The organism is Paenibacillus cremeus, assembly GCF_007786445.1.
Taxonomy (GTDB): domain Bacteria; phylum Bacillota; class Bacilli; order Paenibacillales; family NBRC-103111; genus Paenibacillus_G; species Paenibacillus_G cremeus.
In genome coordinates this window covers 97510-121063 of the sequence record NZ_VNJI01000011.1, presented here as the reverse complement: position 1 = coordinate 121063, position 23554 = coordinate 97510, and the positions used below count along the sequence as shown (strand labels likewise).

Annotated in this window: 26 protein-coding genes; all 26 read right to left on the bottom strand. The window is 36.5% G+C overall.

Features of this window, described 5'->3' with window-relative positions; genetic code table 11:
• Window positions 1–9: 9 nt before the first annotated feature.
• Window positions 10–984 carry a hypothetical protein gene (locus FPZ49_RS11330; protein ID WP_144846598.1) on the bottom strand — a complete coding sequence of 325 codons (975 nt, stop codon included), beginning with the start codon at window positions 982–984 and terminating at the stop codon, window positions 10–12.
• Window positions 985–998: 14 nt separating this feature from the next.
• Window positions 999–1406 (bottom strand): hypothetical protein, encoded by a 408-nt coding sequence (locus tag FPZ49_RS11325; RefSeq protein WP_144846596.1) that lies wholly within the window; start codon window positions 1404–1406, stop codon window positions 999–1001.
• A 14-nt stretch (window positions 1407–1420) separates the two neighbouring features.
• Window positions 1421–1864, bottom strand: a complete 444-nt coding sequence (locus FPZ49_RS11320; protein WP_144846594.1) for a hypothetical protein — start codon at window positions 1862–1864, stop codon at window positions 1421–1423.
• A 79-nt stretch (window positions 1865–1943) separates the two neighbouring features.
• A complete protein-coding gene (locus FPZ49_RS11315) occupies window positions 1944–2936 on the bottom strand; it encodes a hypothetical protein (protein WP_144846592.1) in 993 nt (330 codons plus the stop codon).
• Between the two features lie 32 nt (window positions 2937–2968).
• Window positions 2969–3418 carry a hypothetical protein gene (locus FPZ49_RS11310; RefSeq protein ID WP_144846590.1) on the bottom strand — a complete coding sequence of 150 codons (450 nt, stop codon included), beginning with the start codon at window positions 3416–3418 and terminating at the stop codon, window positions 2969–2971.
• Between the two features lie 31 nt (window positions 3419–3449).
• Window positions 3450–4940, bottom strand: coding sequence for a hypothetical protein (locus FPZ49_RS11305; RefSeq protein ID WP_144846588.1), 1491 nt, complete (start codon window positions 4938–4940; stop codon window positions 3450–3452).
• Entirely contained in the window at window positions 4882–5058 is a 177-nt protein-coding gene (locus FPZ49_RS35665) for a hypothetical protein (protein WP_186445771.1), read from the bottom strand. The genes FPZ49_RS11305 and FPZ49_RS35665 overlap by 59 nt, the downstream gene beginning before the upstream one ends.
• A gap of 51 nt (window positions 5059–5109) precedes the next feature.
• Complete coding sequence (locus FPZ49_RS11300; RefSeq protein ID WP_144846586.1) at window positions 5110–6672, bottom strand: hypothetical protein; 1563 nt, start codon at window positions 6670–6672, stop codon at window positions 5110–5112.
• 17 nt (window positions 6673–6689) lie between these two features.
• Complete coding sequence (locus tag FPZ49_RS11295) at window positions 6690–8462, bottom strand: terminase large subunit domain-containing protein (RefSeq protein WP_144846584.1); 1773 nt, start codon at window positions 8460–8462, stop codon at window positions 6690–6692.
• Window positions 8459–9415, bottom strand: a complete 957-nt coding sequence (locus FPZ49_RS11290) for a hypothetical protein (protein WP_144846582.1) — start codon at window positions 9413–9415, stop codon at window positions 8459–8461. The genes FPZ49_RS11295 and FPZ49_RS11290 overlap by 4 nt, the downstream gene beginning before the upstream one ends.
• 210 nt (window positions 9416–9625) lie before the next feature.
• Window positions 9626–10219, bottom strand: a complete 594-nt coding sequence (locus FPZ49_RS11285) for a ClpP family protease (protein ID WP_144846580.1) — start codon at window positions 10217–10219, stop codon at window positions 9626–9628.
• A gap of 86 nt (window positions 10220–10305) precedes the next feature.
• The gene (locus FPZ49_RS11280) at window positions 10306–10548 is read right to left on the bottom strand and encodes a hypothetical protein (protein ID WP_144846578.1); all 243 of its coding nucleotides are present in this window, start codon (window positions 10546–10548) and stop codon (window positions 10306–10308) included.
• A gap of 3 nt (window positions 10549–10551) precedes the next feature.
• On the bottom strand, window positions 10552–10833 hold the full coding sequence (locus FPZ49_RS11275; protein WP_144846576.1) for a hypothetical protein: 282 nt from the start codon (window positions 10831–10833) through the stop codon (window positions 10552–10554).
• 34 nt (window positions 10834–10867) lie between these two features.
• Window positions 10868–11887: a DUF7487 domain-containing protein gene (locus tag FPZ49_RS11270; RefSeq protein ID WP_144846574.1), complete on the bottom strand. Its 1020-nt coding sequence runs from the start codon at window positions 11885–11887 to the stop codon at window positions 10868–10870.
• Window positions 11888–11996: 109 nt separating this feature from the next.
• Entirely contained in the window at window positions 11997–13214 is a 1218-nt protein-coding gene (locus tag FPZ49_RS11265) for a hypothetical protein (RefSeq protein ID WP_144846572.1), read from the bottom strand.
• Between the two features lie 4 nt (window positions 13215–13218).
• On the bottom strand, window positions 13219–13383 hold the full coding sequence (locus FPZ49_RS35660; RefSeq protein WP_186445770.1) for a hypothetical protein: 165 nt from the start codon (window positions 13381–13383) through the stop codon (window positions 13219–13221).
• A 32-nt stretch (window positions 13384–13415) separates the two neighbouring features.
• Window positions 13416–14660 carry a PhoH family protein gene (locus tag FPZ49_RS11260; protein ID WP_144846570.1) on the bottom strand — a complete coding sequence of 415 codons (1245 nt, stop codon included), beginning with the start codon at window positions 14658–14660 and terminating at the stop codon, window positions 13416–13418.
• Window positions 14661–14763: 103 nt separating this feature from the next.
• Window positions 14764–15039, bottom strand: a complete 276-nt coding sequence (locus FPZ49_RS11255) for an HU family DNA-binding protein (protein WP_144846568.1) — start codon at window positions 15037–15039, stop codon at window positions 14764–14766.
• Window positions 15040–15219: 180 nt separating this feature from the next.
• Window positions 15220–17811, bottom strand: coding sequence for an RNA dependent RNA polymerase (locus FPZ49_RS11250; protein ID WP_222429901.1), 2592 nt, complete (start codon window positions 17809–17811; stop codon window positions 15220–15222).
• 15 nt (window positions 17812–17826) lie between these two features.
• The gene (locus FPZ49_RS35655) at window positions 17827–17967 is read right to left on the bottom strand and encodes a hypothetical protein (protein WP_186445769.1); all 141 of its coding nucleotides are present in this window, start codon (window positions 17965–17967) and stop codon (window positions 17827–17829) included.
• Window positions 17968–18014: 47 nt separating this feature from the next.
• Complete coding sequence (locus FPZ49_RS11245) at window positions 18015–18296, bottom strand: hypothetical protein (protein WP_144846566.1); 282 nt, start codon at window positions 18294–18296, stop codon at window positions 18015–18017.
• 590 nt (window positions 18297–18886) lie between these two features.
• Window positions 18887–19063: a hypothetical protein gene (locus FPZ49_RS35645; RefSeq protein ID WP_186445767.1), complete on the bottom strand. Its 177-nt coding sequence runs from the start codon at window positions 19061–19063 to the stop codon at window positions 18887–18889.
• Between the two features lie 14 nt (window positions 19064–19077).
• Window positions 19078–19284, bottom strand: coding sequence for a hypothetical protein (locus FPZ49_RS11240; protein WP_144846564.1), 207 nt, complete (start codon window positions 19282–19284; stop codon window positions 19078–19080).
• Between the two features lie 11 nt (window positions 19285–19295).
• Window positions 19296–21605 (bottom strand): FtsK/SpoIIIE domain-containing protein, encoded by a 2310-nt coding sequence (locus tag FPZ49_RS11235; protein WP_261381363.1) that lies wholly within the window; start codon window positions 21603–21605, stop codon window positions 19296–19298.
• A gap of 6 nt (window positions 21606–21611) precedes the next feature.
• The gene (locus FPZ49_RS11230; protein WP_222429900.1) at window positions 21612–23036 is read right to left on the bottom strand and encodes a type IV secretion system protein; all 1425 of its coding nucleotides are present in this window, start codon (window positions 23034–23036) and stop codon (window positions 21612–21614) included.
• 321 nt (window positions 23037–23357) lie between these two features.
• Complete coding sequence (locus tag FPZ49_RS11220) at window positions 23358–23546, bottom strand: hypothetical protein (protein ID WP_144846556.1); 189 nt, start codon at window positions 23544–23546, stop codon at window positions 23358–23360.
• Between the last annotated feature and the right edge of the window lie 8 nt (window positions 23547–23554).

Genomic DNA, 23554 nt, shown 5'->3' with positions numbered 1-23554 from the left:
TTACACCCCCTATATCAGACTTTTTACTTGTATTCGCTTTACACTAAAAATTGACCCATCGCTCACCAAACTTGCTTTCACCTTACAGTATCCATATAACTTATTGTCATTACCCTTAATCACACACTGAGTTCCACTTTGACTTGTAATAGTAACTAAGTCTGTATTACCATCCTCACTATCATTTACAAGTACCCAAGTTACAGTTTGTGTATTGTCAATTACTCCATTGAGATATACATTAGCCGTATAAGTTTGACTTTGTGTTACTTTGCAAATATCAGAACCTGTAACCACAATTGAATATCCAGATGGTTGAGGGGAAGGCGTAGAGGTTGGTGTAGTGCTAGAGTAATAATCAACTAATCGTAAATCCAAATTATCCTTGGATGGATTGATGGAGTCCTCAGTTAACTCTAAGTAAACAAGTCCAGTTGTCAACCTATCAACACCTACAACTCTCCAGCATCTTCCGTCAATGATAAAACGTCTATCTTTATCAATTTTAATGGTATCGGCATTATTCTGGACATAGATGTATCTTCTCTCTTGAGGCATAATGAGGACAGTTCCATCATTTACACCTAACCCACGAGAAGTATCAGATTTATAAGTAAACCACGCCTCTTTTATCACGCCAGTTTCCATCCACTTTAACGATGATACACATTTTCTCAAAGTCCCACGATAATAGACATCGCTCATATTGTCCGTTAAAATGTTGATCCACTTTTCACTATTCCATGTGATGATATCACCATTTGCAATAGGGTTATCATGTAGAGAAAGCAACATTTTTTGCTCACGCACATCAGAATCATCGACAATATGGACTCCAATAGGAGTTGTGGAGGAATTTAATAGGACTTCATAGTAAGATGGAGAAGAGGTAAAATTGTTATCGATTATTTTAGATGTAGTTTTGAGCAAGGAATTTCTAATTGTTCCATGTACTCTGGATTTATAATCATTAATTGAACTCATAGTTCACCACCTTATTAAGTGGCATAGTAGTAGTACACCATATCTTCAACCGCTTCAGAAATTAACTGCTTCTTCAGAGTTGTGAGCTTATCTAGAAAGTTGGCTCCAGAATAAATCTGAAAATCCTTGTTTCCTAAATTTTGTCGTATGTTCTCCAATCGAAGAATATTAGGATTAATCCAATGTACCAACATAAACTTAGCAAGAATCTCCTGTTCAGAGTCATTCAAGTCAATGTTAAATGTCATTGCGGAATCATCACGATTAGACAAGTCTTTTGGGCAATATTTAAAGTCAGAAATTGCGCCTCTAAGGAATTTATTCAGATTAGACTCAAGATCAGCATCAATCAACTCTGCAAGCTCATAGTCAGTTATTTTACTGAGGAATCGGTCAAAGATTATGTCATATGTGGTAGCCATTTAATCACGGCTCCTTATTTTTCTTCTTTACCTGTGTCTACAAGTTGATCAAAGTCGTATCCAGACCACTCTTGAAGATATGTGATTTTATTGCGTTGCAAATCTTCCATTCCTTTTGCAACATCAATAACTCTGTCAATCTCATGTTTTTCAGTTACATTGACAAGAGTATCTTTGATTTTGTTAATTGTTCCACGAAGTAGAGTTTTAATTTCTTCATCAGAAAGTCCGATAACTGGCTTCTCTGCATATCCAAGCGCTTGATTGATTTCAGGATCAGCAATAAGTAGATGCTTGTGGCTAAACGTTCTGCTTACACTGTTGATGAAGTATACTTCATCCTCATCGAGTAGCGTGAATGAACCACCAGCAATATTGATTTCACGAATGCCATCCATTAATTTGAGTCCATGAGCAAAAGGATTTGGATTAACAAGTTTCACTTTTTTATTTGCCATTTTAAAATCTCTCCCTAAGTAATTTTAAAAATAAAAAGAGAGGATGATCGAAACCATCCTCTCAACTAATTAGTTAATACTACAGAGTAGTATCTTCGTATACGGCAAGGGCATGACGAGTACCAGCGATTACACCAGCACCCATATGCTTGTCAAAACGCATTTCATACGAGCCATCTTCAATATTTTGACCTTGCATGGATTGAACTCCACCAGCAAATTGAATTTTCAGAGTCTTATTCATGTCACTAACAGCAGGAACGATATAAATATAACCACGATCCAAAACAGTGTTGAAACCAGACAGGCCAGTGTATGGGTTAGTCAGGGAAACAACTGGAGCGCCTTTATATGTACCGATGATACCATTGCGGTTCAGGTCGTTGATGATTTCATTGCTCGTACGACCACTAATAGCAGTAAGAGCAGGAAGTTTTTGCAGAGCTTCGTAGTCACCGATAATAGCTGCTCCACCAAGACGCATCATAGAGTTCAAAAGCGTATCGAAAGTAGCAGTTACGCCAGCACCACTAGCATAGTTAGGGGAGGACAGACCGCTGAAAGTTGCATACAAAGTGTTTTGAACTTTTTGTGCAACTTTAACTTCGAAATCGTTAGTGATATCACGAGTCAGTTCAGCGAAGTCATAACGACCAGCGGCAACTTCAGCCCATTCAGTAATCGGACGAGCAGACAATGCATCGATTTTCAAGGAATCATACTTGTAACCGATTTTAGTCTTTTGTGGAGTTGCACCAACAGCTTGCCAGAAACCTTGTGCATTTTGAGTCTTAATTTTGAATTTTGGACGCTCATCGAAAGCAGTGTTTTTAACTTCAGCAATTTTGCTCATATAGTCCATGCGAACATCGATTACAGCGTCAACAGTATAAGCGATAATTTGGTTCAACTCATACAGGTTATTTGGATTAGGGTTGGAAGCCAATTCTTTCACCAGTTCCATTGCAGAAGCATAATCGGATTTTTCAATAGCAGTCATTTGCTTGCCATGGTTCAGTGCGGCTTCGGCAAAAGTTTCAATAATAGCGGATTTTTTATTAAGTTGAGACATTTATTTTATACCTCCTATGTATGTTTTATTTATTAAACGGACAATACTACGCATTTAATAGCGTTGTTGCCGAACAGAGTAGTTTTCTCGATAACTTTTACCGACAGTTTAGGCGTACGAGCACCAATTGCGTCTAACTTACCAGCGGCAGCAGCAGCAAGAACATCATTCACGTTGATAGAGCCAATTGCTGGAACAAATTGATCAGTCGTGAAAATGTCACCAGTCTCAAGAGCTTTCAGACGCAGATATTCACCATTAGCAACAGCAAAAGTGTCATCTCCAACAGTTTGTTGATCGATGTTGATATTTACGTTGTTCACGAACAAAAGACCAGCAGCGTCACCCTCAGCAGTACTTGCAGTAGCAGCAGCAGTACCAGCAGCATAGTCAGCCTTTACGAAAACGCCATTAGCAATAGATGCTACAGCTTTAAGAGTTCCAATATAATCGTTATCACCAATATTAATTACAGCAGCCATTTAATATAGCCTCCTTGTGTGTATTTTAGTTTTATTGTTTAGAAGCATAGAGTTTGCTTCTGAGGTCTTGCGGAAGAAGGTCTTCCGATTGACGAGCACTTACAACAACATCGGTTTTAGCAGGTACTTCTTGAGTGGATTTAGATGCAATTTCTTTTGCAACCTCGGACACAACAATTGCATTCATAGCAACTTCATCAAGTGCTTCAATTGCATTTACAACTTGCTCAGATTTCATAGTCTCAGCAGACAGTAACTTGCTAAATTTCTCTGTCATACCATCTTTTTTAGCTTGTTTCTCAGCAGTTTCAACCTGCTCTTTAAAAGGTTGCAGACCTTCGATTACACCGTTAAGTTCAGTTTCTTTATTTTGCAGTTGAACGATTTCTTCCTTTTGCGATACTACGATACCGTTCAATTCAGAAACTTGATTTTGCAGTGTTTCAAGTTGAGATTGAAGCTCTTTAATTTGTTCTTCTGTCACCTGTAATGCCTCCTCATGCTTGGTATTAAGTTCATTTTTGATATTATTTATCTCAATCTCAGCAGCGTTTTGTTGTGAGATAAGATCATCCACATTAATTCCTTTCGGGATAAAGCCTTTATACCCCTCAATCCAATTCTCCTTAGCGTCAAGTACAACCATGTCGCTCTCAATGCTAAAGTTGATACGAAAAAGAGTTGAGCAGTCTTCCCAATCTTCAACGATCACATAACCGTCAAAATTATCCGTCTTTGCAAAATAGACAGCATTAATCCAATAGTTATATTTTCTATAGTTACTTTTCGGGTCAACCGGATTCAGAACGTTATAAATCTGATTAGAGATATCACTTGAAGTTAAAGCAGAAATTTCAATGTTTCCATAGTAACTAATTTCAACACCCTTATTGAAAACGAGAACTTCAGACACGTTTTCACCTCCTCCCAAGTCTTTTTCCAAAGCTTCTGCTACCAACAGATTCGCTTTAGATTTCGGTTCGGCTGGATTTGTGACAATGCACGAACCGAACAAACTATTGATACTTCCTTCATATTCATAATTGACGGAACGCTCATTTGTTTCAGTATTGATATCAGCATAACCGTAGGCGTAAATCTCACAACTAAACTCTAAATCCTCGGATTCAAAAAGCTCAATCATTGCATTGCAAACATTTGGGTAGCGCTTATACACTCGAACAAGACCCATGAGTTTTAAAACACCGTCATCATCAGTTTCAGACCAAAAATCAACGAAACTACCGATAGAATCTGTTTTAAGAATTCCGGTTTTCTTATCTAGCTCATGAGTAAGATTGTAGTATAAACCGTTTTCAAGTTTGTCTCTATTTGCAACAAGAGGTATCCCAATATATCGATCTTTGTTATCAACAATTCCGCTGATATAATCATCAGTGAATTTTAATTTATTAAGATTGGTTTCATTGGTAAGAACACACATGGTTAATTCCATGTAAATATCATTTGCTTCTTGTAGATGGAGAATCTTTGGTTTTACGGATAAGATTTCTTTGTTCAATAATTTCACCTCCTTCTTCCGGTTCGATTGAACCAAGTTCAAGAAAAGTAGTGGTGAGAGAATTGGTTTGAATCTTTGTTGTTGGTTTATTGAGTTGAATAGGAGAGCTGCCTTTCAAAAAATCACCACCTTAAAAAGAAAAAGAAGCGTCAAAAACGCTTCAGTTTAATTACATATCAGGTTTTGCGTTACCGTTGTTCCCTTTGGATTTAGCAGTGTTATCATTAGTTGGATTCTTTACACTCGGCCTGCCACTACTGTTTCCATCGCCAGATTGAGTGAATGAGGTTACGTGAATAGGTAATGTTTCATCCAATTTAAGAACTTCATTCTCGTACCTAACTTGTGCAAGCCAATGGTCAAAGTCTCTGCCGCTTGCCTCAACATAGTCTTTAAGACTTCCTCGCCCTTTAAGATACAGTGATTCAGCCTGAGTAAATGCACTATCCTTATCCAAAATAGTTGCTCGACTAAATCTAATCTTAGGATTGAAGTTGCCACTTGGCACAATGATTCCTAAGAACTCGTTTAATGCAGATTCAATATCTTCTATAATATAGAAAACAATGGAATATACTTTTTCAACGTTAATTGTACCTGAACCAAAACTCTGGCCTGTTCCACCACCCATGTTAAGAGTAGAGGAGAACCCTAATTTTTTGTAGATATCTCGATCAATACGTTCCCAAATTTCTTTTGGGAAAGTGCTCATATTGATTTTCAACTCTTCGATATCAACGAATGAAGGGACAGTCAATGGAGCAGTTGCAGCATTATCAGAGGAATTTGTATCAAATTTTTTCTGTAACAAATTTTTAAGATTAGTGTGGTATCCCTCAACGGTTGCTTTAGGAACTGGAAGACCCACTTTTCCATCAGCACTAGGCATGTTACCAACCTTTTGAACAATAATCTGATTGATAATACGATCAGCTACAGCCTTCTCCGTCTTTTCAAGCAAATCCCTATGTATGATGCTACTAATAGCAGGTATCGAATAGGGAATACCGTATGGCTCATTTCGTGATCCACGAAGTTTAAAAACCTGAGTCTTATCGATATCTAATGGCACATATCTATATTTTTTATTATCTTTCTTATATAGATTATATTTCTCAAGCGTCACTTCATCTGGGGCAGAATCGATCTTTGCCATAATATAATCAAGATTATGACTTGTACGATATTGGTCGATATAGAGCATATCGTAAAACACTTGCCATTTACCGTTAACCATATAATCAATCATATATTCTTCATTTTCGAGAAATTGAATGTACTTGTTATCACGGTTATACCAAACACAAGTACCCTCTTGAATGACAGAGAAAATGGTGTCTCGAACTAACTTTTTTACTTTAATTTTTTCGAGAAAAGTATCGACAGTTAGTTTATTTTTAGTAAAAGCCTTCATGTTCATGTTCTGCCAAAGAACCGAGAAATTTAGCACAGGAAGAACATTAAAAAGATCGTAACAATCCGTTACGACTCCATCACGATTGTAATAATATTTACTTAATTGAATAAGTTCTCTACGAAACTTTGGTGGGTTCCGAAGCCAATTCATTAAATTGTTGATATTAATATCGATAATTCCTCTACCAACAGCAGATGTGCTAATAAAATCAAAATAAGCAGCCAATTCGTAATACGATGTATCAACCATAGAATTGGTGTCGATTTGTTGCTTGGGTGGGCGACCACGTTTTTTCTGTTCTGTTATTGTTTTCACCCTCTTTCATATTTTATTTAGTTGTAGATGAAGTAGTTATAGTCGTCGTAATTGTTCTCTTTAAATAAACTACGCTCAAGTTCCGAAGCTATAAAATTCCCATATGTAACCGAACTATAACGGTCTTTCCGTTTGGACTTTGGCTCTTTAAGACGAATTAAACCATTATCTGTTCGTTCACCCTCAAGATTAATCATTTCATTTACGAGTAGAGTAGTTTGGATAAATACGGCTTCGTATTTTACCTGTATCTCAATCGGGAGAGCTTCGAAACCTTTTAAACTCTTCAAATACTCTTTGCCATCAGCCTCTTTAGCAAGCAATCTAACCTTTCCTCGCTTTAATCCATCTCTAAGAAGGATTGCACACTCGCTATTGAACTGCATATTACCCTTGATGCTATAAATAAGTTTCGGTGCGTTTGTATAAGTACATCTTTCAGCCATTTTATCGTCATTGATACAAGTCCAAGGATCATATTCAACATTTCTGTCCTTGTCATACAAAGGCTGAACCAATTGGTCATATATGCCCAATCCCATATTCTGCGTATCTAATACAAGATAATCGCAGTCAAAATCATCATATAATTGTCTTATACGGATTGCTTGAGTTACGGTATGACCACCAGACATACTTTCCATATAGACGATATGGCGATCAAATCCCTTAGAGTTTGGTATTAAGCGAAAAATAGTGTATACGCTGGCATCATTTTCTTTTCCTGCCATACCTGCGATATCGCAACTAACCAAGCGTAATTCACCATCTTTTTTAGGCTCGTATTTAAATGAGTTATCCTTTAAAAGAGGATACATTTCCTTTGGATACAATGGCTTAGAGATTCTTCTGTTCTTGTCCAATTCCTCAAATTTAAAGAAGGCTTTCTCTGACTCGCCAAAGAATAAGCATTCCATTTCCATGCTAAATCCAATTTCATCAAAATCTGCTTCAGACATCTCATCTTCAACTTGTTCCTTCATTAGCAATCCTTCTTTGACTGCTAACTGATAAGGGAGCCCACACACAAAATAGTTCTTTGCTTCAGACATCGATTTGTAGAATGCAAGCAACTTATTCCATGACCAATGAATCTTATACCAACTGGACGAGAGATAGATTTCCTTGTTTCGCTCTTGTAAATGTGCGTACTCAGGCTTGTTTAGATATTTTGGTTGCCGAGGAGCAGTTAAAAACTTTCTTAGTACCTTGTTGATGATTTCTAAGTCAATCATTCGAAACTCATCTGCAATAAGACAGTTTGCTCTTTTACTTCGTGCTCCATCATTTGACGCAACTACCTTTATCCAACTACCGTTATGAAACTCTACTTTAGGATCGTTTGTTGAAGTTGATAAGTCACTAATTTCTCTAGATAAATTAGGTGAGTTCTTTCTTAAATCAGCAATCTTCTCTATAACTTCTCTTGCCTGTTTCATATTACCTGAAGCAACTACAATTTTAGTTTCAGGCCAAAGGATACAGCGAATCACGCAATAGATAGAAGTAAGGAATGTTTTCCCTTGACCTCGACTAGCTAAATACATGAAGTAGTGAGAGAAGTTCATCATGAAAATGAGGATTATTTGAAACAACTTTAATGTAATCCCAAGATATTCTTTAGCAAATCGATGTGGATTTGCACGATAGAAACTAGCCCAAACCCCTATGCCATCCAGAAGTCTTTCAGATTTATCTGCTGACTTATTAAAATTTCTACTTTTAGCGAAGATATCGTTACCATTATGAGCCTTGTTACGATTAACCTGAAAATTCGCAAAACCACTCATACTGTTACCTCTTCGCTGATGTCATCATCGTACTTTGGAGGATCAACAGTATATTTGGCAATTTCTTCATCATAAAGTCTGGAATAGTCGTTGTTAATTCCAATCATTCTACACAGGTGTCCGAGAAACCAAACTTGGATATAACGCTTTATTCCATCAACATCTTTCCAAGCTTCATCAGGCTCAGGAATTGGACGCTCGTTTTCATATTTCTTAATCAAGGTTCCAAACGTGGCCTGTTCCGTTGCATTTGCACCTGTCTCTTGAACGGGTTTAACATTTGCTGATCCCAACAAGTCTTGGAGAGTTTTGAGTTCTTTGTCTACCGATTTACCTTCTTGACGCAATTTATTAATTGTTAACCTTTGCTGAGATGCTTCTTGGAAAAGCAATTCCATTGCATAGGAGTCGCATTCATAAGAGTTTAGAAATTTCTCATATTGTGTTTGCAGATATTCAAGTTCATCAGGAGTGTAATTTTTACCCCAAAATGAAGATAACTCTGAAATTTCTTCACTCGTGTAACTGCTTGGAGAACTGTTTAGCACAAAGCTTTCATTTGGGTTTTCTGTGTTTATTTTTTTATCAGTAAATGTACTATCTGCATTCGTCAATCCTTTGTACTGAGGAAACGAAGATAATTGAGGGATATACCTTCCCCAATCTTCATCTCTTGATATCCATAAGTCATAGAGGAAAGGTTTATCCATAAGTCCAAGAACAAGTTTTACTCTATTCAGATATCCTGACGAACTTTTAGTACCTATATATTCTGATATGCAATCCTTACACACTTCTAACTTCTCAGAAGAGAAGAGTGGGTTTGTATTTATATAAAAATTTGTTGGCGCTTTTTCTTTACCACACTTGCCTTTACATTTAATCTTTTCTATTACGAGTTTATCTTTAGCGCTGCTCCCTTTTGGCCTAGCCATATTTCCACCTTCTTTCAAAAAAGAAAAGAATCTCCCTAACCCGAATATGGGCTAAAATATCTTGAGCTGGACTAAGGGGTAGACGGGAGATATCGCCCTTACTTTACACGACCTTAAACAGATTGCTTCCAGCTCAAAAACTTTGCAAACCAAAAAGACCCACCAAGATGGTGAGTCAGTCTAGTTCAAAAAGTTTATGAAATGTGAGTTTTAATAAGTTTTAATTAATTAAATAATCTCATCGATAACGCCCCACTCTAATGCACTTTTAGCAGTGAGCCACCACTCACGATCCTTCATATCCTCATACTTTGCATCTGTAATCTTAGTGTTACGAATAATAAAGTCTCGGATTTGTTGATCCTTTTCCTCTTGGAATTTAACATGGTCTTTTACCTTGTTACTGGAACCATAAAGTACGGTCGAACCATCGTGGAAGAGGACATTCGAGAACTCGTATGCTCGTCTACGTCCGTGCCTAGAACCGGACACAAGCAAGAGAGCACCCATTGAAGCAGCATTACCGATGACAGTGATTGCAATAGGAGTTACTGATTTCTCAATTACAGCGCATAGTGCCATGCCAAGATATACGTCTCCACCGGGACTATTGAGAATAATTTCAATTTCCTTGCGAGACTCACCATCAGGCAATTTATCGTCTTCACGATTCCACTTGATGATTTGATATCCAACACGTTCGAGAAGATAATCATCGACTTCGCTATTTAAGATAATTTGACGATCTTCTAAAGCTCTGAAAAAAGTATATTCCTCAAAATCAAGTGCAGAGTAGGGCATTTTAAATTGTTCTTTTTCCATGTTTCATTCCTCCAATATGATTTAGCTTGGAGGCATCGGTCTGCTCTGGACAGGGTGGAGGCTTTTAATAAACAGAGCATACATACCTAAGACTTTTTTATTTTCGTCTCTTCGAGTATCTTAGCTTGATGTTGAATATTTTTGGTTAGAATATCACGCAACGTATTGTCACGTGTATCATCGATAATCATTCTGATGAGAGCATAAAATTCATCGGCTTTCTTACACGTTTTCAGAATTTCAATGTAATCATCCACGTGTTCATAGCGCTCTTCCTCATAGTTGTTGAGCATTATAAGGTTGATAGGAATATCATGGTCTAATTCCATAGTTTATTCCTCGTCATCGCCATCCATATATTGAACTTCTTGCATTAGAGTTCCTGCAATTTCAGCAAGAGTATCGCGTCTAGTCAAATACTCAACATATCCGATTAAGTTTTCAACTTCCTCACGGAATGTCTGACCGTTGATACTCAACCCTTTAATACGACTAATAAAATTATCAATTGTTTTGTCTTGCCACTCACAGTGAGGACATACATGCTCATGGTTGCAATTTTCTTTTTGATTTAAGATAGTATCAAAATCAATAACATTCTTATTTTTATCCATGAACATATCTCCCTATAATCTAATATCGTATGTATTAAATATTACAAGCATATTGTCTCGTATTTAGTAATTTTCCAAAGTTGTAGGGTATCTCAAAAATACTCGTTCTAACTGTCAACTTGTCAATATCAAAAGTAATCCATGAATGCTCCTTGAGGTGTTCCTTGGAGTATTCGAACATGGAAATTAGAACTTCTTCATTTGGAAGATAATCGTACTGAGAAGTAGAAATAATTTCGATCATTTTCCACCCTCTGTTTTTCAGGTAGTAATATCGTTTCTTATCGATTTCTTTCTGCTCTTCTTTGGATATTTTATTCATTTTAACAGACAGGTCATGACCTGAACCTTGATACTCCAAATAAATTTTATCCAATAAGAAACCAATGTCTAAATTAATTCTGTCAACGGGATAATTTAGTTCTCCTCCGAGCACATTCCAGATATATATTTGCTGTCTCGACGTTGACACATCGCCATTTTTATATAATGTTTGTGCCCTTTTTGACAATGCTATTTCTAAATGCTCAGGAATTTGCATCAGATTTGTAGCGCCATAATTTTTTAACAATGTTTGTTTACTTTTTTCTTTTACTTCTTCTCTTTGAAACTGATTGCTTACGCCGTATAATTCAATCACTGTATTGTTTATTTTATTTCTTACAGTTTCATTACTCAACGGACTTTCTGTGCCGTACTTCTTTAAGCATGTTCTTTTGCGTTTCTCCTTGGCTTTGGGGAGTTGTGCTGCGCTATTAACCCCGTATAGCAACTGTGAACTTTCCATTGATTTAATATTGCCACATTTAAAACAAGCATCTTTGTCGATTACTGAATTCTTGCGTATTAAATTATGGTCTTTAAATGTTCTAGAAAATTCTTTGTCGCAGTAGTCACATTTAATTCTAACTTTTTGATGACTTCCCTCAATTAAATCATAAACTGGTACTTCAAATTCTTTTAGATGTCCTGTATAGACATACCCCTTAGACTCGTACCATTCTCTATTAAAATTATGCCATTTAACCTTTACCATTTGCGGTAATATTATCATGTTTATCCTCCTTAAATAATAAAAAGACCGCTTAATGTCTCACGACAGAAGCAGTCCCTTATAAAAGGAGGTAGAGGATAGTGTTTCACAACATGACCTAAACCTCTATTTATTTCACTCTAAAATCATGAATGGTCGATCTTCCCACATCTTCTTTAATGACCATCAACTTAGCTCCAGCATTTGCTGTCTTTTTAATTTTTAACGAGAAGTCGTCAATTCCAACAACGCTTTGACATTGGATATACTCAATATCCCTAAGCCCATTCATACCAACGGTTTTGCTGTCTGTATGATGCAAATGCCCACTTATCATTAAATCAACGTTATGACCATAGATTTTAGGATACTCTGTTAAACTCATGCTCAAATTTCGCTCGTCATGTCCATGAACAGCAAGAACTTTTGTGCCTAGAATGTCAACATACATGTGATTTTTACATTTATGTATATTTACGTTTTTATTGTCTTTAAGATTGCATGAGATGATATGCGAAACAACTTTCTCCATATTTTCGTTAGAGAAGTCGCCTCGTTTACCGTTAAGTAATCGAAGTTCCGTATGATTGCCTGATACGGCATAGTAGTCCACTTTAGAGTATTTAGATAATTCATTTAACCAAGTACTCATAAACTCTGCGAACTCAATTGCCGAATCAACATTTCCCATCTTGATCCATTGCAACTGACTCATACGAAGAATACCGTCTAAGCTGTCACCTAAATTAAACAAATGAACATGATTAATGTTATCAATGTCGTTTTGGTTAACATACAGCTCAAGAATGTCCCACAATCGTCTTTGTGCAATTTGAGGGTTATATTCATTAAGGATTTCATCCATCCATCCTAAGAGTTGGAAGTTAGCTGCATAATGAATATCTGCGAGAGTAAAGAGGTAGTCTCTTTTTAATGTGTTCGGTCTAATGTAGATGTCAGGAACTTGGATTGTCTGCCTATTCTCAATAGCCTTAAGAATTTTTTCTTCAATTAATTCGTCTCTAGCCTCTAGTCGCAAATCCCTGCTTGGCTCAAATCTCACAGATTGAAGTTTAATTCTCTCTTTTTTTAACTCCAAAGTTTTATCTTCGATCTCTTTGATTTGATCATTATCCAAACCGGATTGTTTTCCTAACTCTAAACCATCAGAAAATGCAGCCCACCATTTGCGGTAAGCAGATTCACCGTAGTTATCGCCAGTTTGCTTATTAATAAGATCACGAATATCATCCCAAGTTAGACCATAATGTTCTTTATTGGAACAGATACGAATCTTGAAGTCTTTGATGGTTTCATTTTCCAGTTTGTTTAATTCAGATGGAGTCATTCAATCACTCCTCTGAATCGTATCCACCAACTGGAATTTCATATTCCTCGTTTGGTGCTACTTTAATTTTATCCCCATCAATAGTTACTGTAATTTTTGTTGCATTGGGATAAATAGCGAATAGTGCTTCACGAACTTGGTTCAATCCAACAATTTTTTCACTAGACATGGATAAAACATCTCCCTAAGTATTTTTTATTATTAAAGCAGTTCAACCAGCGAGGCAACATTAGAACGTTCATTTTTATCCAAAGTTACCATGCCAAATAGTTTGTGGCCTTTCAACTTGTAAAGTGTTCGAATACCGCTATCGGAATCATATCTCTTGTTATCTCGCTGCTTTAAGTCCCCGTTAATCCACAGTTCAGAACCTTGTCCTACGCGAGAAATGATAAGTTTCATATGATTGGACGATAAATTCTGTCCCTCGCTACAGTATAAAATTGAATTAGCAAAGCTTCTGCCACGTAAAGCAGAAAAGTTAGCAATTTCAATTTTTCCTTTTTCAACGAGCATTCGTAATCCTTCATACCCACCTAGACAGTCAGCAATCATTCCGACCCACGGTTCCATTTTTGCCATCAAATCCCCCGGCAAAAATCCTAATTCTTTGCTTCCTTCAAGTGGTTCTGTATTTCGAATGAATATCATTTTCTCAAATGCATTATCTTCAATTAACTTAATCATGTTAGCAACCATGGAGTAATCTTTTCCTGTGCCAAAGTTACCTTGGCAGAGTTTAATTCCAATATTGCGATTTTGCAACAAATCAAATAAAAGACGCTGCTTATAGTTAATAGGTGATACTTTACCCATAAAACGGCTCTCTGCATGTTTATATTTGATTTTAATTAATCGATTGCCATCCCATTTTAGTTGGTCGATTAATTCATATCCGGTTACTTTATTGTTTTCATCGTATGTTGGTTTAGATAAATCCCAGATTGAAATGTACTCATTGAGTGACAAGTCATATACATTTTGTTCCTGTGATTCATAAATACTGGCTAATTTAATTTGATCCTCTGTACTATTCCGATCAAAATAAATATCTTTCACGCCTCTATAGTGTTCATGAGTTACATCTGTTCGACTTGGAACGACAACCTCAATGCCAAATCCTTCTGCTTTAAGTTTTAGCAGGATGTCATTGGTTACTAATCCATATTCGTTTTCAACACACGCTTGAAGCATACGGTTATCTTCGTAGTAATTATCAAATATTTCGTTTAAATTGAAATGATAATCTTTCAAGTCATACGAAATATTGCTATTCTCATCCAAAAATCTTTTTACTTGTCTCGCTTTATATGATAATTCTTGATTATGACTATGTTCATGTTTCTCGATTTCACGCAAAGCATGGCTCGAAACAACATACTTTGTATCGTTGAGAATTTCATATTGATCAAGAATAACGTTGGTATCTACAAGATAGCTCTTCATAGGCAGTCTTTACCTTTCACGGTAGATTAGGAAATGGGGAAGAGAGCTAACCGTAATCGGCTAACCCTCTTTGTATGTATTGCGCCTCTTTGCGAGGATAACGTTATTTGCCTACAACTTCATCTAGACGTTTCAATGCTTTGAATGCGATTTTCTTACCTTTAGGAATTTCAATTTCTTCGCCAGTTTGAGGATTGCGACCTTTACGTGCAGAAGTTTCTTTTACGGTTAGTTTCAGCACCTTAGTGATATCCACTACACCATCTTCGTCAAGTCCTTCAACGATACAATCTAGGAATGCGTCTACGCAAACTGTAGCATCTTTCTTGGAATGACCTGTTTTACCTGCAAATTTCAAAATCAAATCTTCTTTTTTCATTGTTTATTTCTCCCTTTGGATTATAATTTAGTTTTTAAAGCGGAGTTCCGCTTCGCATGTTAAAATAATGTACGTAAAATATGTAAAAACATATCTTACTATATAAAAACCTTTGCATGTACCGAAAAATCCAGTAAAAATAAGGGTTTTTTCGACCTCTTTTCTAAAAAGTGTGTATTTTTATGTATTAATTGCATTTAAAAAAATGTTTTTCTGTGTTCTATATAAGACATTCATCAATCTTGTTGACACTTTACTTTTATTTTTCTGTATCTTTGATAAAATTGCATACATTGTTTCCGGTTTAACCTTTAATTTGCTAATATAGAAGTCGTAATACTTGATTATATCATCTAAAATGTGATTTCTTTCGTCTTCATCGGCTATATTAATGTACACCTTAATTATCTTATTGCTCATTTCCTCAACGTATTTGATTATTTTTTGTTCCTGATTTCTATCTCCATCTTTTATTTTATGCTTCACGAGTAGTTCATTCAGAGATATACTTTCTCGCGTCTCAGCATATTTAACGTCTGAAAACTCTATGTATAGATAATCCATGGGGCATTGCATCTCAAATGTTTTTATTTCCTTGTTCTGGCTAACGTATTTCCAGAACAGAGGCTTCCGACAATTTAATTCCTTTGTTTTTGCAACTTGCTCAACCTCTTGATTAATATCAATATCATAGAATTTCTTTGCCAAATCAATGCATATGCCACTTAAAACAGTCATAATATCTATTTTCTTCAATAAATCAGTAAGGTTGTCTTTATTCACTCCTTTGTTCAATAAGTCCCAATACTTTGACATACAAAATTGCCCAAGGTTTACGACTCTGCCAATATTCTTTTGACTCATTGACAATTGGTTATCAATGATTGCCATATCTGATTCGGTTAAGTTATATTGCCTTTTGCTGCTCTCAACCTTGTTAATGCAGACATTGTATTTGCCAAAGCAATTCATTGCTAACTCAAGCATTTTCGAATTATCGAATAGTAGCAATGTATCTGAATCATAATCAGAACCGCTTAATATGTCTTGCAATGGGAAATTAATTGCGTTGACACAAACGATGTTGTCAGTTAAGTTAAAATATTTCTCAATCTCCGCATTATAAGTGTTTTTGACTACTAATACATTACTAGGACTTGTGTGAGGATTTCTAAAGCCCACCAAACACTTGTTAAACTCAAATAAAGTAGTGTATATTTCATTTTCTTTAAGACTGGATTCATCCTCACAAATATTTAAGCGCCCAATGGAATGAACCAGAAATTCCATTGGATTCCCTAACATCGTGCAGTAATCACCGTGCAATCTAATCTTTCCATGTTTAATATGAGTCAGGTGCTTATTAACCTCGGCCTTGCGGAAATCTTTAAATATCTTCGTATGTGCAATTTTCTTGTTACGGTAATAAAGATCAGCAAACATAGCGTTACTATTTACAGTGGTGACAGACTTTAAGATGTGTTGAACAAAAAAGTCATCGTCATTTTTTAATTTTTCAATATATGTATTTTCGTATTCAGCAAGTTCATGGATGTCATTTTTATTTACTGGCATACTATTGAGCATTTGATACGATGTTTGCTGAAGGATTTCTCCACTCTCATTTAACCCATGCTTAGATTTCTTTTCACTCTTAACAACACCAAAGAGTGATGCTCCGTCAATGCTTACGTCAGAAATATAATTCTTCCAATAACTAAACATTTCTGAATCGTTACCAACTGCGTGACTAAATTTTAAAGCCTTTAAACTGCTTGGAGTAATTATTAAATGAATATCCTTTGCGAAGACTTCATTATACGCGTTTTTTATTTTCCACTCATCGAAGTTGATACCTTCTGGACAGTTATCCCTTAGATACGATTGAATATTGCAATTGAAGGCTGCTGATTTAAACATGTGATTACGAAGCAACATCATTCCTTTATCTTCAGGGAAGTAACTGCTATCTAACAGCGATTCGCCATCAAACAAACTATTAGAAATTACAATATCTTCTTGAAAACTGTCCAGCAATCCATTTTCGCCCTTTCGGACAACATTGCACTTTCTTAAGAATTTACTCTCAATGTCATCGACCAAGAGAATATTATTAGGATGAATTTTTACAACATCATCGAGAGACGAACCAACTAGGGATTGATACGCAAGCAAACTAGGAACATCCACCTTAACATCCTGAAGAGGGAGGTTCATACGACTCCAATTTATCATCTCATCGTATAAGGTCTCTTTAATAAACAAGCACTCTCCAACTCGACTCTTTGCGGAACTCCTCTTGTAAACCACATATCTTGTTTTAATAATAGCGTCTGTTTTGTCATCAATTGAAGTTAGAACGAAGCCATTCTCGTATAATAGTTTTCTTAATTGGTCATTACTTACTTCTTTCCATTTGGGAAGAATTTTTTCCTGTTTCAATAGTTGTACGAATTCTTCTAATTTATTTTTGTAATCAGCCTGATTATCTGTAAGCAGATTGATCTTCTTCTTAATCTGTGATACCATTTCATCTGCTGATTTAACCTTCTGCTTAAACTTAACGTTAATAATATCGTCTGATAGAAATTTCTCACTTGGCTTCTTTTTATACATGGAAAGACCAATACTTACTAATTTATTCAATTCTAAGCTACTTGGAATCATCCCCACATACTTACGATCAATGTCCTTATCTCGATGCATGTGCGAATAAATATCATTTGCTTCAATTGACGGTATGTATACAGGCTTATGCAAACTATTATTCAAATAATTTATCCCCCTCTAGTCCATTGGAACCCAATTTCCTTCATCGTCTACGTTGAAACCAAGACCAGCAGCAACGGATTCTTCGGTTTCATCATCACCGTTATAATAGTTATCCAACTCTTCATCACAAATAATATATTGTTCTTTGTTTTTCATCGTATGTATCACTCCTGATTATTTTTGTTAAAAAAAGTTGATATGTATTATTTATTTATAAAGACAAAGACATCATCTGTTTTAGGATCAAACGGCTTTCTATAATAAGGGGAGTCCTCGCACATATTTTTCAGTTCAATAAAGTGGTCATCGTTACAATTACACTCGTCTATGTATTTTTTATCTCGTAGATGATGATCCCATCCATCATTTACTCTTACATTAAAAATTTTCTGTGACTCTTCATCGAAAATCTCATACCGTTCATCAATCAGTCCATCATAATAGAGGTCTTCCCATGTTAATCTCGAATGTTTACCTTTTCCCATTTAATCTTCTCCTTTGTATTTTTCATTTTATCACTCCCTCTAAGATTTAGATTCGGCAGGTACATTTGGTAGTTGTTCCCTGCACACTTAAATTACCATCTTTTGCTTTTAAAGGTCAATACTTTTCAAAATAAAAAATAAAGAATCCACAAAAATGGATTCCATTAAAATAATGATTTCATTTTTCTATGCATTTTCTTCCTCATCTTCAAATTTATGTTCCCAACAAGTGGAACAATAATCGCAATTAAGGCACAAATGCAATTCCTTGCAATCATCGCATTCAACTACCACATTTTTTCTGAAGCAAGAGTCACATATGAATTCCACCTTAGACGGAGTAGACCCCATACGATATATCTTAAAAATAATTCCGTTATCGCTTACATCATCCACTTTGGGAAAGTATATTGAAGCATAATTTTTCTCTAAATGCTGAATATGAAATTCCAAATGTCCATATTCGGACAGCATGGTGTTTACGGCCTCGAAAATGCTTTCATACTCTCTAAAGTCCCATCCACCGTATTCACTGTCATCGTCATCAGGTACGCATGAATAACCAACGTCGAATGTGTAAAAATGTTTTTTCATTTGAGCCTCAAATCAGACCCTTTAGCGATGGTCACTATCTCATTATACTTTGAATACTTACCATGAATTTTTTTATTCAATCTTTTGCCCATTTTACTCCCAAGTGATGCTCCCATGTAAGTAGCTCCGACAACCCCTGTAATCAAATTAACGACTATTAGAGTCCCAAGCATGTTCGTCACCCTCCTTAAAATAGACTTCCTATAGCACTAACAGCATGATCGTAAGCATGACTCCAGAAATTTATCATGTTGATATCTCCATTAATCAAATGATGACCAGCATACGTAATATCAACGTTAATCGGCGTATGAATAATTTCAGCGATATCCAACTTAACATTTACTCCACTATCATCAATAGTTAATGGAATTCCATTCATTTTCAGAACCATTCAATTTCACCTCATTTTAATTTTTCAAGTTCAACTTTACGTTGTTCAGGGGAGAGTAGTAATTCATATCCCTTCGATCTAGCACTATGCTTCTTAACCCAACCTAATATGACCAATTCATCCATATATGCTTTGACTTTTTCTGTTCTCATTTCCAACACTTTCGGCAATTCTGATATCCGTGTTTCACCTGTTTCGAGTACGACTTTTCTGAACGCCTTGGTTTCATCGTTACGTTTCTTATTCCTAGCAGCCTCAAGATCAATAACTTCTTTTTTGTTGTCGCTTTTCCAAAATGACGACAATCTCTCAATTGCTTTTTCCTGCTCATCGTCATCCTTGCCTATTACAGCCCCTTGGAACCTGTGTATGCCTTGGATACCCTCAAGCCGATACATTCCATCTCCTTTACCAAGAAGCGTGTACTTAGGAGCCTCGTCAAGCACAACACGATACGCTGTTGAACTGTCTAACATAAGACATACGCGAGAATAAATGTTCCGCTTGATGAGCGGTGTTACAACCTCTCTAATTGGATATTGTGTTGCAATTATAAGGTGGATTCCTGCTGCTCTGGCCTTTTGAGCTAATCTAACCAAATACTCCTCCACTTCAGAGTTTGTTGACATCAAATCAGCCAACTCATCGATGACTAGTAGAAGGTAGGGGAGTTTCACTTTCTCATGCTTGTTATATTGTTGAATATTTTTATAGCCCTTTTGTTCGAATAACGAGTAACGCTCCTCCATTTTCGCACACAAGAAGAACAGCACACCTTCGGCTTCGTTCATTTCAGTATAAACATTCTGGACGTGGGGAAACGACCTGTATCCTGATAACTCAACTTTTTTTGGATCAAGCATATACACTTTTAGCATGTCAGGACTAACAAGTGAGAATAGCACAACAAGCAACGTATTTAGAAAATAACTCTTCCCTGAACCAGTTGTACCAGCGATTAGAAGATGCTTTATCATGGTAAGACAAGTCATGACGATTTCTCCAGCGGTATCCACTCCAAAGAATATTGGCAACTCATACTTTTTCGTCTTCTCCTGAAATGCTAATGATTCACTGCAATCACGAACGAATACCATTTCTCTATCCTCTTGTGGGATAATAATGTTAGCCGTACCTGCGACATCGCCTTGTTCAAAACTTATGCTATTCATTCCAAGCTCCACTTGAATATTCTGTGTTGACTTCGTTAAGTCTGACAATTTTAATCCAGCAGGTAAACTAAATGTAATTTTTTGTGTGGTTGCCCCATGTTGAAATTTTTGTACTACAACATCTGCTGTGGTCAATGAAAGTTTTTTAAGGGCATTATTTAGATTCGATGCAAAGTTAACATCATTTTCACGTACCAGTTTCGAACCTCTTGGAAAGAGCGCAAATGGGTTGCTCTTATCTTCCTCTGACACAGGCGATTCAATCGCAGCAGGAATAGGAGGTGCCGCAGGTTCAATGATTGGAGTTACTACTTCTAACGGTTGATGTTTCGAGATCATTAACAAGTTAACCAACTCTGAGGCACACAATATTTGTCTAGGGTAACTCAACGATGGTCTACGCAACTGCACATCCTCAAAATAGCCATGAATGTCCTTATCTTCTGACAGTAGCCAACTATTCACATAATCGACCTTGGAAAATTTCGAATGCACTAACCTTGCCAATTTTCGTCTAGTGTCTCTATTTGGCGCGATTACCATGAAGCGAACCTCGGTCTGAAACATATCCTCCTTTAGTTTTTTTTCGGCCTCATTAATACGTTGATTTCTTCTATATCCACCTTCGAGTTTAGCCTGAATCTCCATTATTTTGTGCTGAATACCTCGGATTATTTTATTATTTGTGGGATATTCCACTCCATTGATGTAGTCAATATACTGATCCGTTAATTTGTCATTCCAGAACTCGGTTTGTTTTTTAATCGCAAGTACTTGCAATATGATCAATTCATCATCTTTCATTTGTGTGCCGATTTCATGCAGCCCCTCGATAGGGGATTCACTCATTGTAAATGGAAACACTGATGATTTGTTGGAGTAGAGAAAGCTACAGTTTGATTCACCATATTCTCTCAGGATAAGCTTACTTTCTGTCTGCTGAATTGGAAGGTCAACTGAATGCGATTCGGCAATAAAGAAAGGTTCTAACTTATCCTTGCTAATGAAACATTCAATTCCGTATATCCTATCTGCCACAGGAATTGTGGCAAGATAGGACTTTAACATATGAATAGTTAATCCATCGAAATTGAAATGCCGTACATCTGGAAGCGATAATGACTTAGGTAAAAGTTGTTTTAGTACCATCAAGTATCAACCTCTCTTTTTAAATATAATTCTGTATGCTTTACCTGCAATCTTAGCCGAACCAAGTAGAGCACCTTCACTCATTTCTTTGGCAGTTTCAACACGTTTCAATTTGCCATCTCTAATTTCTCTATCCTTCAACTGTTGCATCCATCTATACATACCTGCTGCGTTATCATCAAAATTCTTTACAATTTGAGGAGGAAAAGCGAGACGGTATATTCCACCTGTTAGCAAAAGTGTTTTAGAAATTACTCCTGTGAATGTAGTGGGGTTAGGTGTCCCGAACATTAATATTCCTATAACTGTAACGAATCCTGCATACGCAAGTTGAACCAATCCCAACCGCTTAATTCCTCTTAGCCATTGATTAAAATAATCTCTTGTAGAGTCAAAAATAAATGCAACCATAGCTAAAGGTGTTAACATTCCAAGCATAGTAAGATCGAACCAACGACGAGCATGTAATAAGAGCATAGGTACGCATAATAATGAGATTAGAATTAAGAATAGAACCATCACGATTGCATTTACTGGCTCAAAAAGTATGGGAGTAATGAAAATCCCAACAGCCTTATTTGCACCGATTTCATCTGCCCCTAGTTTAAGAATCCAGTCAGTTACCGTGTTAAGTAATTTAAGACCACTTGAAAAAATGAATGGCGTAGCAGCCGATACTCCCAAAGCTATAGGAAGTCTTTTTAGGAAATCTGGATAAGGTGTATGATTGAGTTTGCACATGCGCTTGATACCTTCAATCATCGCTATGATGATAATCAGGATCACGCTTACTGATGAGAATTTTGCAACCGAGGAAGGGAACCATGAGTTGTTAAATATCCATTCGGGAGTATAGATGACGATTTTGGTTACAAACTCATATATCTTCTTAAAAACAAATTGCACAGAATTATGAGTCAACTGATTGAACATCGCACTGATGTAGATGATTATTTCTTTAAACCAGTCAGGCATAAAATGAGTGGCTGGAGCTGCGCCTACATAGTCATACATGTATTTTACAAAGTCAATCTTATCGTCATTAGGGTCAGGTGTTAGGAGGGCTTGTTGGTGGAGTTGTTCTGCTAATTCTTGAATCTTCTGCTTAATCCCTAGCCAATCGCTAATTGAAGGAAAGAGAGAGGATTGCTTCATGTTCTCCTGCATCTTCTCATTTGTCGCGAGTTCAGTAATAACTCCCTTTTGATGCTCTTTCCCAAACAATAAATCCGAGAGTGAAAGTGGAGCCATTGCAATCATAAATTGTTGTTTGTTTTTTAATGATGTTGAAAAAATACTCGAATTGGGTCTTCGATTGGCTGAAAAATTGCAACGTTGCCAAAGAGAAGAAAGTATAGTCCCACTATCAGACCGACTATGATTGGAGCCATCAGTAGTTGAGCTAGACCCTTGAGGATGTTCACCGACCATTCGTCTGCCTTGTTTTTTATTGGAGACATTTTGAGAATTGAGGACAGTGAAAGCAAAATTATCGATAAACCTACGCCTATTACAATTATTGTTATTATTGTTGCCTTTAGTCCGTCCGTAATATCTGTCGGAACTGGACTTGTTGGAGCAGCCATAGCTAAGTTTGTTTGCATTAACATGGATGCCAATGTTGTACCTGTTGTACAAAGATTCTTGAGCAACGATTTGGCTTGCTTTGGGTTCTGCATCACCTCCTCTTTTAATGCTTCGAAAAAATTTTCCGTTTCACTCGTTACGGCATTCTCTCCCACAACAAATGATTTACTCGATATCATCACGGTGAAATCTCGGGAGGGATTCATGCTTACCTTCATCCTTACCACTACCTTTCAGATTAATGGTCTTCTTGTTGAACCAATTGACTCCTGAAGTAATTCCGACCACTGACCCCAGAGCTACTGCAACTTTCAAGCCAAGTGCAACCACTGCCATTGCTGTTATTACTTCCATGTTTAAAA